The sequence below is a fragment of the Variovorax sp. GW460-12-1-14-LB1 genome (assembly GCF_059423605.1).
This window is the reverse complement of the sequence record NZ_JBWKYF010000124.1, coordinates 1-10405: the sequence shown is the minus strand read 5'-3', so window position 1 is coordinate 10405 and position 10405 is coordinate 1. Positions and strand designations below refer to the sequence as shown.

Annotated in this window: 11 protein-coding genes; 3 read left to right on the top strand and 8 right to left on the bottom strand. The window is 70.7% G+C overall.

The genetic code is table 11. From position 1 onward, the window contains the following. On the top strand, window positions 1–329 hold a 329-nt coding region (locus AC07Y4_RS31870), incomplete at its 5' end, for a hypothetical protein (RefSeq protein WP_495275619.1). 6 nt (window positions 330–335) lie between these two features. Here the strand turns inward: AC07Y4_RS31870 and AC07Y4_RS31865 are convergent. The 6 genes from AC07Y4_RS31865 to AC07Y4_RS31840 all read right to left on the bottom strand — a co-directional run bounded on the left by AC07Y4_RS31865 (window position 336) and on the right by AC07Y4_RS31840 (window position 6114). Next, the gene (locus AC07Y4_RS31865; RefSeq protein WP_487850109.1) at window positions 336–971 is read right to left on the bottom strand and encodes an FABP family protein; all 636 of its coding nucleotides are present in this window, start codon (window positions 969–971) and stop codon (window positions 336–338) included. Window positions 972–1050: 79 nt separating this feature from the next. Further along, a complete protein-coding gene (locus AC07Y4_RS31860; protein WP_095946794.1) occupies window positions 1051–1476 on the bottom strand; it encodes a hypothetical protein in 426 nt (141 codons plus the stop codon). Window positions 1477–1494: 18 nt separating this feature from the next. Next, window positions 1495–2823, bottom strand: coding sequence for an adenylosuccinate synthetase (locus tag AC07Y4_RS31855; RefSeq protein ID WP_487850108.1), 1329 nt, complete (start codon window positions 2821–2823; stop codon window positions 1495–1497). Window positions 2824–2833: 10 nt separating this feature from the next. After that, window positions 2834–3805, bottom strand: a complete 972-nt coding sequence (locus AC07Y4_RS31850) for a VWA domain-containing protein (RefSeq protein WP_487850107.1) — start codon at window positions 3803–3805, stop codon at window positions 2834–2836. A gap of 40 nt (window positions 3806–3845) precedes the next feature. After that, the gene (locus AC07Y4_RS31845) at window positions 3846–4787 is read right to left on the bottom strand and encodes a serine/threonine-protein kinase (protein WP_487850106.1); all 942 of its coding nucleotides are present in this window, start codon (window positions 4785–4787) and stop codon (window positions 3846–3848) included. A 16-nt stretch (window positions 4788–4803) separates the two neighbouring features. Continuing rightward, a complete protein-coding gene (locus tag AC07Y4_RS31840; protein ID WP_062481886.1) occupies window positions 4804–6114 on the bottom strand; it encodes a hemolysin family protein in 1311 nt (436 codons plus the stop codon). Between the two features lie 23 nt (window positions 6115–6137). Here AC07Y4_RS31840 and AC07Y4_RS31835 point away from each other — a divergent pair, with 23 nt between their 5' ends. Further along, window positions 6138–6989 carry a symmetrical bis(5'-nucleosyl)-tetraphosphatase gene (locus AC07Y4_RS31835; RefSeq protein WP_487850105.1) on the top strand — a complete coding sequence of 284 codons (852 nt, stop codon included), beginning with the start codon at window positions 6138–6140 and terminating at the stop codon, window positions 6987–6989. 24 nt (window positions 6990–7013) lie between these two features. Here the strand turns inward: AC07Y4_RS31835 and AC07Y4_RS31830 are convergent, their stop codons facing one another. Further along, on the bottom strand, window positions 7014–8567 hold the full coding sequence (locus tag AC07Y4_RS31830; protein ID WP_487850104.1) for a M20/M25/M40 family metallo-hydrolase: 1554 nt from the start codon (window positions 8565–8567) through the stop codon (window positions 7014–7016). 128 nt (window positions 8568–8695) lie between these two features. Here AC07Y4_RS31830 and AC07Y4_RS31825 point away from each other — a divergent pair, with 128 nt between their 5' ends. Continuing rightward, a complete protein-coding gene (locus tag AC07Y4_RS31825) occupies window positions 8696–9640 on the top strand; it encodes a LysR family transcriptional regulator (RefSeq protein ID WP_487850103.1) in 945 nt (314 codons plus the stop codon). Between the two features lie 2 nt (window positions 9641–9642). Here the strand turns inward: AC07Y4_RS31825 and AC07Y4_RS31820 are convergent, their stop codons facing one another. After that, complete coding sequence (locus AC07Y4_RS31820; RefSeq protein WP_487850102.1) at window positions 9643–10158, bottom strand: response regulator transcription factor; 516 nt, start codon at window positions 10156–10158, stop codon at window positions 9643–9645. Between the last annotated feature and the right edge of the window lie 247 nt (window positions 10159–10405).

Sequence of the window (10405 nt, the reverse complement as noted above, 5' to 3'; positions counted from 1 at the left end):
GCCCCTCCCCCGAGGCGCTCGAGCGCCTGCTGGCCGCCGGCCGCGACGGCGCCCTGCTGCGCATGAGTCTGGCGCTGGCGCACCATCGGCGCGACGACGCGCCCACGGCGCTGATGCATGTCGAGAAGGCGCTGGCCTTCGACCCCGAGTTCACCGCCGCGTGGCGGCTGCAGGGCCTGCTCGCGCTGGCGCTCGGCGACGCGGCGAAGGCCGAAACCTCGTTCGCGCAGGCGCTGGAGGTGGCGCAGCGGCGCGGGGAGCTTCAGCTGGTGAAGGAGCTCACCGTGCGGCTGCGGCGCCTGCGCACGCCGAAGCCGCCCGCCGACTGAACGGCCTCAGGCCGCCGCCGTCTTCGCCAGCGGATTGAGCCCCGGCTCGCCGACGCGCGTGAGCGTATTGCGGTCGGTGTGATGGAAGGGCTCGGCCTGGCCCAGGATCTGCATCACGGTGTCCTGGTCGTACGACCAGGTGCCGTCGGCGTTGATCTTCACCGTGATGTTCCACGCCACCGTGGTGAAGGCGCGCTCCAGGAACGGGTTCGACACGATGCCGTTCACCAGGCTGCCGTGCTCGGCACTGAGCGTGAACTCGGTGTCGCCGGGCTTCACGTGGCCGCTGGCCATGGCCACCTGCCCGCGCGGAATGGCCAGCGTGAGGAACACGGTGCTGGTGGCCGGCTCCCACAGCCAGTAGCCGACCTGGTCGTGGTACATCTTCGTGAGGCCGGGCTTGTGGATGTAGGTGTGGTAGCGCAGGCCGTACAGCAGCTGCGGACCGTTGGTCTGCGCGTCGATGGGCTCCAGCTCGTAGTGTTCGACGTACACCTGCGTCTTCGGGCCGTCTTTCTTCGGCTTGACGTCGACGCCCTTCGTGCCCTCCCAGATGCCCGCCATCGGCCGCAGCGGGCCCAGGTTGGCGAGCGTGTCGGGATCGGCGGGGGGTTCGGTGTAGATGTCTTCAGGAGTGGTCATGGTGTGTGTCGTGGGGGAAGGAAAACGGAGAGAAGCTTGTCGGTTCTGATTCTGCTTGAGTGCCGCGGCGGCCAGGTCGTCAGAGCGTGTCCCAGACCTGCACGAGCCCGACGAGGTGCACCACGCCGTACACGAAGCACACGAGCGAGCTCCACACCCAGAAAGCACTGAGGCGGCGCCGGTCGAACAGCCACATCGCGACGGCGACAAGGCCGCGCAGCAGGTACACGGCGGTGATGGCAGGCAGCACCAGCGCCTGCAGCGGCAGTGGCTGCAGCACGCCGGCGCCTGCCAGCGCGTAGGCGGCCCACACGCCCAGCATGCCGGCGATGACCAGCGTGACGGCCACGGGGTACAGGTGGCCGGCCTCGGCGCTCGCGGCCATGCGCTCGCCCGCGCCGAAGAAGCGGTACCAGGCCGGGCCGCCAAAGATGACGCAGATGTGCAAGAGCGCGGCAATGGCGCTCAGCACGGCACCGGCGATCAGGAAGAGGTTGGGGGTCACGCAGGCTTTCTCATGAGATCAGAGCAGCAGGTCGCGCGCGCGGACGGCCTCGCGCACCGGGCCGAACGCACCGAAGCGCACGGGCAGGCCGCTGAGGGCTTCCACGCGCCGCACCCACTCGGGGGCGCTGGCGACGGGGTGCGGTTCGTACAGGGGTTGAACGTCTTCCAGCAGGCGGGTCAGTGCGTGCTGGTGGTCGAGATCGGGTGCGTCGCTCAGCGGCAGCGACGACAGCGTGTGCCCGTCGGCGCTGCGGTAGCCGGTGCACCAGCGCAGGTCCGCGTGCGCGACGGCATCGAGGTGGCTGGCGAGCAGCCCGTCGAGCGGCCCGGCGGCGGCGAGCGCGTAGCGCAGCAGCACCGCGTCGGGATGGCCGCGGCGGAATGCGCCCTGCCAGCCGTCGTCGGCGTTGTGCGGCTCGGCCAGCCGCGCATCGAGCGCGCGGTCGTGCGTGGGCAGCGGGCCGGCGCCGTGCCGCGTGAGGTGGCTGCGCAGCACGCCCAGGTGCTGCACGGGCGATGCAATGCCCACGTCGCGCAGCACCGCCTCGACGGCGGCGGTGGAGACGGTGCTCCAGGTCGTGTGCGGATGAAAGCCGCGCCACTCGTCGAGCAGCACGCCCTGCGCGCCTTCGAACAGCACCGTGCCGGCGCGCGCGAGCCGTTCGCCGATGGCGTCGGCGCTCGCGGGCGGCGACTGGCGCAGGCAGGGTTGCACGGCGTCGAGCCAGCGTTGTGCGAGCGAGGCGTCGGCGAGCACGGCCAGCTCTTGCGCGGCCTCGGCCGACGAAGGCAGCGCGTTCGCGAACTCGCGGTGCAGCGCGAGGCGCAAGGCCTCGAGCTTGTCGAGCGCGCGCGCGGGGTGAACAAGGTCGCCGTAGTGCAGCGTCGTTTCAGGCGCGGCCAGCGCTTGTCGCACGGTCTCACCCACGCCGACGCCGCAGCTGCCATGCGCAGCCGCGCCCCTCGCCCATTCGCGCAGCCGGCCAGCAGCTTGATGGAACGGCGTGGTCACGCGGCAGCGCGTATCGATGAACAGGCGCGCAAAAGCGTCAGACACGCCCGCGCGCTGCAACACCTCGGCCTCGACGCGCAACGCCGTCGGGTGCACCACCACCGGGCTCGCCAGCACGGTCGCCACGCCGGCATGGAAGCTGCCCGCGCCGAACTGCGAGAAGGTGTGATGGCGGCCGTCGGCCAGCACCACGTTGTGGCCGGCCTGCGCGCCGCCGTTGAAGCGCACCACGGTGTGCGCACCCCAGGCGCCGCACAGGAAATCGGTGAAGCGGCCCTTACCGCAGTCGCCGAAACCGAGGCCGAGCAGCGAGACGTAGCGCGTCGAAGTCAACGGCAGGCCGTCAGCCGAAGAGTCGCTTCCACCACGAGCTGCGCGCCCCATTGCCTGCGGCGGGCGTGGCACGGCGCGGTGCGGTCGGATCGAGTAGCGCGGCGTAGCCGTCCAGCGCGTGCAGCACGCCGCCCACGCGTTCCTTGGCCATGCCGGTGGCGCCCATCACGCGGGCCAGCGCGTCGAGGCTGGGCACGGCCTTCTCGGTGAGCGCGACGATGCCGGCGGCCACGGCGCAGGCGTCGTCGGGCGAGTCCATGCAGATCACGTGGTCGCCCAGCAGCTCGCGCCAGCGCGGCTCGCAGCGGCGGCGACGCTGTGCGTCGGGGATCAAAAAGAACAGGTGCGTGGTCTCGGCCGCGGCGGCGATGACCTCCTCGATGGGAATGTCCTCGTCGAGCTTCTCGCCGATGAGCCCTTCGACCTGGTGGCGCGACACGGCCGGGTACGGCAGTTCGTCGCCCGTGATGAACAGGTAGCCGCGCTTCTTGCGCTTCACCCAGCAATCCATGTCGGTGTGCTGCGCCATGACGTAGAAGGCCAGCTCGTAGCTTTCTTCGCCGCTGCCCCCGCCGCCGCCTTCGAGGTAGCTCCAGGTGAGCCACTGGTCCATGAGGTTGGCGGTCGATTCGAACTGGCCCACCTGCAGCGGCGCCTGGTCGGAGGTGGCGTCGCCGATGGCCATGAACAGCAGCTGGGGGTCGGCCACGCCGCAGTCGGTCAAGAGCTTCATGAAGGTGGGCAGCTCGCGCCGTGCCAGGGTCTGCGGGATGTCGCCCATCGAGCCCGTGACGTCGAGCGCGAACACGATGCCCAGCGAGTTCGGATGGTCGGCGTTGTCGCGCGACTCGCGCACCTTGAGCCCCTGCGGGTTCATGAGCGCGTGCGTGGCGGTCTGCGTGAAGACTTCGCTGCCGGACTTGGCGGCGCGGTCGGCCACGATGGCCGCGTGGGCGGCGTGCGAATAGTTTCCGTAACCCATGGACGTGCTCCTTCGTGCGGGAAAAGTGAAAGGCTGGCGGCTAGCCGGCCGGCGCGGGGTCGAAGTGAACGAAGCGCGGCGGCCCGAAGGCCTCGCGCGAGGCCACCGACAGCGCCTGCTCGATGCCCTGCGCACCCAGGCGCTCGCAGGCCACGGCGTCGTCGCTGCACTCGCGCAGCAAGGCGGCCAGCGGCGCGGAGGTGGCGCTGTCGGACAGCAGCGCGCGCACGCTGCGCGCGGACGCCATCAGGTCGCGCCCGATGGCGCCGCCCGACACGTCCTGCCTGGCCTGCGACCAGCCGATGAGCAGCACGCCGTGGTCACGCGGATGCACGAGCGCATGCGCGGGCGCGAGCGCGCGGTGCGTCCAGCCGGCGCCGTGCACGAAGGCCAGCACCTCGAGCATGCGCCGCCAGAGCCAGACGGCATGGCGGGCGTCGATGCCTTGCGGATTGGCCTGCTGCACTTCCTGCAGGCTGCCCCAGAAACCGGTCGGGTGGCGCAGTCCGAGCGCCTGCCGCTCGCCGTCGCCCAGGCCTTGCGCCACGCCCAGGCCCAGCGGCTGCGGCAGCCGCCGCGTGAAGTAGGCCGCGCCGGGCACCGACAGGGCTTGCAGCGCCTGCAGCACGGCGGCCTCGCGCGCCAGCACGGCGTCGCCCGCCGCGTCGCGCGCGAGCTTGATCGTCACGCGCTCGGGCACGGCGCCCAACCGTTCGGCCAGCAGCACCTCGCTGTGTTCGCCCTGGCCCAGCGGCGCGAGCACGCGGTAGTGCGCGCCGCGCCATTGCAGCAGCCGACCGGTGTCCGTGAGCTGCGCCGCGTTGGCGCGTCGCCAGGCGGCGCGGAAGCTCTCGCGCTCGACGGTCTCGGTGCCGCGCGTGATGGTGGCGCCGCAGTAGCCGCAGTTGACGGTGCGCCAGCGCGCCGCGCGCGGCAGCGGGGCCGAGCATTGGGGGCAACTCAGTGCAAGCAGCGACAGCATGGCCGCGCCCTCCTCTTCAGTCTTCTTGCGGCGCGGCTGGGTCCGGCGACGCCAGCACGCGGTCGATGCGGCGCCCTTCGAGCGCCACGACCTCGAAGCACCAGCCCGCGCAGTCGATGTGCTCGCCCACGGCGGGCAGGTGGCCCGACACGGACATGAGCAGGCCCGCCACGGTGTTGTAGCGCCCACGCTCTTCGTCGGGCAGCTCGCGGATGCCCAGGCGCGCGCGCAGCTCCGACACGGGCATGAGGCCGTCGAGCTCCCACATGCCGTCGGCGCGCTGGTGGGCCCAGGCGTCGGCCTGCATGCCGGGCTGCAGCTCGCCGGTGATGGCCTCGAGCAGGTCGCGCGGGGTCATGAGGCCCTGCACCACGCCGTACTCGTCGACCACGAACACCAGCCGGCCGGCGCGCGTGCGGAACTGCTCGAGCAGCTCCATGCCGGTGAGCGTCTCGGGCACGAACACGGCCGGCGTGGCCTCCTGGCCGAGCACGCCCTTGTGGGCGGAACCCAGGCGCAGCAGGTGCGCCACGCTGATCACGCCGACCACGTCGTCCAGCGAGTTGCGGCACACGGGGTACCACGAGTGCACGAGGTTGAGCGCCGCCGCGTCCGCCACCTTCTGCAGCGCCTGCGCCACGGTGTTGGAGGCGTCGAGCCATTCGATGTCGGCGCGCGGGATCATGAGCGACGACAGGCGGCGGTCGTCCAGGTGGAACACGTTGCGCACCATCTGGTGCTCGTGCTGCTCGATCACGCCGGCGTCCACGCCTTCTTCGAGGCTGGCCGAGATTTCTTCTTCGGTGACCGAGCGCGCGGCGTTGGCGTCGATGCGCAGCAGCTTCAGCGTGGTGGCGGTGGCGCCGGCCAGCAGCCACACGAAGGGCTTGGCCGCCTTGGCCAGCCCGCGCATGGGACGCGACACGAAGCGCGCCACCGGCTCGGGGTACAGCTGGCCGATGCGCTTGGGCACCAGCTCGCCGAAGATGATGGTGAAGAAGGTGATGCAGGTCACCACCACCGCGGTCGACACGATGCTGGAGGTGCCGGCGCCCATGCCCAGGCCTTCCATCCACACGGCGAGCGGCGCCGCGAAGGCGGCCTCGCCCACGATGCCGCTGAGCATGCCGATGGAGGTGATGCCGATCTGCACGGTCGAGAGGAATTGCGTGGGCGATTCCATCAGCTTCAGCGCGGCCTCCGCCCCGGTGTCCCCCGTTTCGGCCAAGGCCGCGAGGCGTGCGCGGCGGCTGGTGGAAAGGGCCATTTCGGACATTGCGAACACCGCATTGAGGGTGGTCAGCAAGGCCAGCAGGAAGACATCCATGAACAGGGGGAGAGAATGAGGGAATGTCACTTTACTGTATCGGCGACGTCCAGGGCTGCGATGCCCCCCTGGGCCGGCTGCTCGACAAGATCGATTTCTCCCCCAGCCGCGACACCCTCGTGGTGCTCGGCGACCTGGTCAACCGGGGCCCCGATTCGGCCGCGGTGCTGCGCCGCCTGCAGGGCTACGGCGCCTCGGCGTTGAGCCTGCTGGGCAACCACGACCTGCACCTGCTGGGCGTGGCGCACGGCGTGCGCAAGGGCGGCCGCAAGGACACGGTGGCCGGCCTGCTGGCCGCGCCCGACAGCGCGGCGATGCTCGACTGGCTGCGCCAGCAGCACATGGCGCTGCACATGCAGGTCGGCGGCGGCGACCTGCTGATGGTGCATGCCGGCGTGCTGCCGCAGTGGACGGTGGGCGACACGCTGGCGCTGGCGTCGGAGGTCGAGTCGGTGCTGCGCGGGCCCGCGCTGGGCGACTTCCTGCACGAGATGTACGGCAACACGCCCGACCACTGGGACGACGCGCTCGCGGGCCACGCGCGGCTGCGCGTGATCGTCAATGCGCTCACGCGCCTGCGCTACTGCACGCCAGAGGGCGTGATGGAGTTCGAGAGCAAGGACGGCGCCATTCCCGGCCCCGAGGGCTACCTGCCGTGGTTCGACGTGCCGGGCCGCAAGACGGCCGCGGCCACCGTCGCCTTCGGCCACTGGTCGACGCTGGGCTGGCTCTCGCGGCCCGACCTGCTGTCGACCGACACGGGCTGCGTGTGGGGCGGCTGCCTCAGTGCGGTGCGCTTCGGCGCGACGCTGGACCAGCGCGAGCTGGTCCAGGTGGAGTGCGAGCAGGCGCAGAAGCCCGGCAAAGGGGCCTGACGGGCACCCGCCCCGTTCGGGGGCTCAGAACCCGTGCGTCATCAGCGCATAGACCGTCTGCACGCCGGTCACGTAGTTGCCCATGCGCAGGTTCTCGTTCGCCGCGTGCTGGTTGTTGTCGGCGTTCACCAGCGGAATGATCGCGAACGGCACCTGCAGCACGCGCACGATTTCCGCCGTCGGCACGGTGCCGCCCATCATGCGGATGCGCACCGGCTCGGGCGTGGTGCCGAAGGTGTCGGTCAGCGCCTTGTAGGCCCACTGGCCGATCGGTGAGTTGATCGGCGAGCCCGCCGCGTCGGCGCCCTCGCTGCGGTAGCTGAAGCTGGCGAGCTTGTCGTAGCGGGCGCGCTCCTCGTCGGTCGGCGCGCCCTTCACGAGGTGGTAGCCCTGCTTGACGATGTGCGCCTCGATGAGCTTGCCCAGGTAGGGCGCGTCGGAGTCGGGCGTGGTGCGCAGGTCCATCTCGGCCTCGGCCTTGTCGGGGACGATGTTCGCCACCTTGTCGCCCACGGCCGCCGAGGCCATGCCGCGCACGTTCAGCGAGGGGTACTGCATCGCCTCCTGGTAGTTGGCGCCGACCCGGTCGGTGCGCGCGATGCCCAGGCGGCGCTTGAGCGCGGCCTCGTCGTCGGGCACGGCGGCCATGATCTTGCGCTCGGCCTCGCCGATCTTCACGCGGTCGTAGTAGCCGGGCACGGTCACGCGCCCGGTGTCGTCCTTCATCGTGGCCAGCAGGCTGGCCAGGCGCTGGGCCGGGTTGGGCGCGTAGTTGCCGTAGTGCCCGCTGTGCAGCGGCACCTTGGCGCCGTACACGGTGAGCCGCGCATCGGCCGCGCCGCGGTTGCCGAACACCAGCGTGGGCCGGTTGGTGGCGTGCATGGGGCCGTCGTGGATCACGATGGCGTCGCTGCGCAGCAGCTCGCGGTGGGCCTGCATGACCTGGCTGATCGACGGCGAACCCTTTTCTTCCTCGCTGTCGAGGATCACCTTCACGTTGACCGCCGGCTGGCCGCCGCCGGCCTTGAGCGCGTCGATGGCCGCCAGCAACATCATGATCGGGCCCTTGTCGTCCGCCGAGGCCCGGCCGAACACGCGCCACTCGGGGTCCAGCGGGCCGCTGAAGAGCGGGGCCGCGTCGATCTCCTCCCACTCGCCCTTGTCCGTCCTGCGCTTGAGCACGGGCGTCCACGGGCTCTTTTGCGCCCACTGTGCGGGAATCACCGGCTGCCCATCGAGGTGCATGTAGAAGAGCACCGTCTTGCGCGCGGGGTCGCTGCCCGGGAACTCGGCATACAGCATCGGCTTGCCGCTGTTGGGCAGCTGCTTCGTCGTGAAGCCGCGCTTGCGGAAGGCCTGCTCCAGCCAGTCGACGTTCTTGCGGATGTCCTCCGGCACGGTGGCGTCGTTGGGCAGGGCCAGCAACTCGAAGTACTCGCGGTAGGTGCCCTGCGCATGGCGCTCTGCCTGGGCCGGCGAGAGTTCGGCCGACTGCGCGAGGCCGTGGCCCAGCAGCAGGACGGCCGTGGGGAGCAGCGCCAACAGGCGACGGGATGAGCGGGGGGAAGGGGTGGGCATGGATGGCAGCGCAGAAGGGAGCAGGACGGGGAACCGGGGATCTGCGCAGCATAAAAAGCGGGCACCTTTTCAACAATTGCTATTTTCTTGAGCTACCTTTGCATTCCTTGCAAACCTCACACTCCCCCATGTCCAGCCGCCGCCTGCAGGAAACCTCGCTGCGCTACTTCCTCGAAGTGGCCCGCACGGGCTCGCTCACCGAGGCGGCCGCGCGGCTGAACGTCAGCATCTCGGCCATCAGCCGCCAGGTGGCCGCGCTCGAAACCCTGGTGGGCGCGCCGCTGTTCGAGCGCCGCCCGCGCGGCATGGCGCCCAGCGCCGCGGGCGAGCTGCTGGCGGCGCACGCGCTGCGCGGCGCGCTGGAGGCCGAGCGCGTGCTGTCGGACATCCAGGCGCTGCAGGGGCCGCTGAGCGGGCGGGTGCGCATCGCCTGTTCCTCGGGCTTCGCCAACGAGTTCCTGCCGCGCACCATCGCGGCGTTCCGCGAACAGTACCCGGGCGTGCGCTTCCGGCTCGATGCCACCGGCCCGACGCAGGTGAGCGATGCCGTGCTGCTCGGCGAAGCGGACATCGGCCTGACCTACAGCCGCGCGGCGGTGCGCGGCATCCGGGTCGAGCACCGCCAGCCGGCGTCGGTGTTCGCGATCATGCGACCCGACCATGCGCTGGCGAAGTCGCGCAGCGTGACGTTGGCGCAGATGCATCCCTTCCCCATCGCGCTGGGCAGCCCCGAGAACACGGTGCGCCAGCTGTTCGACGTGGGCTGCAGCAACCGCGGCCTGGTGTTCGAGCCCGTGCTGGTGAGCAACCGTTTCGAGGCGCTCGCCAACTTCGTGCTGCAGGGCGGCGGCCTGGCCATCACGGGAGAGATCACGGTGCGCGACCGCGTGCAGCGCGGCGAACTGGTGGCGGCCGAGATCCGCGAGCCCGGCATGCGCGGGCGTTCGGTCGAGCTGCAGACGCTGGCCGATCGCACGCTGCCCGAGGTGGTGCGCACCTTCCTGGACTACCTGCGCGAGCAGTTGCCGGCGACCGGTGGCACGCCCAGGGCACGCACGCGCAAGGCCGCCTGAGCTCAGCCGCGCGCGGGCCCGGACCCCGGGAAGCTGATCACCCGGCGCTGCGTCGCGCCCGAGGGGCGCAGCAGCCCGCGCCGCGTGGCCTCGTGCACGGCCTGTGTGCGCGAATGGACCGACAGCTTGCGGTAGATGCTCTTGATCTGGCTGGCGACCGTGCTGTCGGAGCGGTGCAGCGCCTCGGCCACGCGCCGGTTGCTCCAGCCCTGGGCCACGAGCTCCAGCACCTTCAGTTCGCGCGGCGAGAGCAGGCCCTCGTCGCAGGCCGCTTCGCGCGATCTGTCGAGCCCGTGTGCCTCCAGCGCAGCTTCCTCGATGTCGCAAAGAATCTGCCGCGCCGTGCGCGCAGCAGCCCACACGTCGCCGCGCTCGACCGCCGCCATCAGGTTGGCCAGGTCCAGCTGGTTGGCCTGGGCAAAAAGCCGCGCCGCGGCGTTCGCGGCCACCGCGGGGCTCAAGGGCGGTGCGTCGTCCAGTTCCGAAATGGCACGCAGCTCGGCGCTTCCTTTGGACATGTCAATGCTCGCTCGGTCGATCAACGCTAGGGGAAAAAAGTAAACCCGGCGTCCCTCTGCCACGAAATGCAATGCAAGGACGCCTCTCGCGAGCCTGAGGTCGCTTTGTAAACAGCCTTGACCTTCCGTCTCAGTTCTTGGGAGAATTTCGCAAAATCTGTGATTTTTTAACGCTTAGTTAGTACTATTTGGCGGGCATGGACCCCCCAGCCCCTTGGCGCCGCTCCGACCTCGCCCTATGACGCAC

What these genes read in the sequence shown, in the direction of transcription:
- AC07Y4_RS31865 (WP_487850109.1), bottom strand. Translation starts at nt 971, where the DNA reads ATGACCACTCCTGAAGACATCTACACCGAACCCCCCGCCGATCCCGAC.
- AC07Y4_RS31850 (WP_487850107.1), bottom strand. Translation starts at nt 3,805, where the DNA reads ATGGGTTACGGAAACTATTCGCACGCCGCCCACGCGGCCATCGTGGCC.
- AC07Y4_RS31845 (WP_487850106.1), bottom strand. Translation starts at nt 4,787, where the DNA reads ATGCTGTCGCTGCTTGCACTGAGTTGCCCCCAATGCTCGGCCCCGCTG.
- AC07Y4_RS31840 (WP_062481886.1), bottom strand. Translation starts at nt 6,114, where the DNA reads ATGGATGTCTTCCTGCTGGCCTTGCTGACCACCCTCAATGCGGTGTTC.
- AC07Y4_RS31835 (WP_487850105.1), top strand. Translation starts at nt 6,138, where the DNA reads ATGTCACTTTACTGTATCGGCGACGTCCAGGGCTGCGATGCCCCCCTG.
- AC07Y4_RS31830 (WP_487850104.1), bottom strand. Translation starts at nt 8,567, where the DNA reads ATGCCCACCCCTTCCCCCCGCTCATCCCGTCGCCTGTTGGCGCTGCTC.
- AC07Y4_RS31825 (WP_487850103.1), top strand. Translation starts at nt 8,696, where the DNA reads ATGTCCAGCCGCCGCCTGCAGGAAACCTCGCTGCGCTACTTCCTCGAA.
- AC07Y4_RS31820 (WP_487850102.1), bottom strand. Translation starts at nt 10,158, where the DNA reads ATGTCCAAAGGAAGCGCCGAGCTGCGTGCCATTTCGGAACTGGACGAC.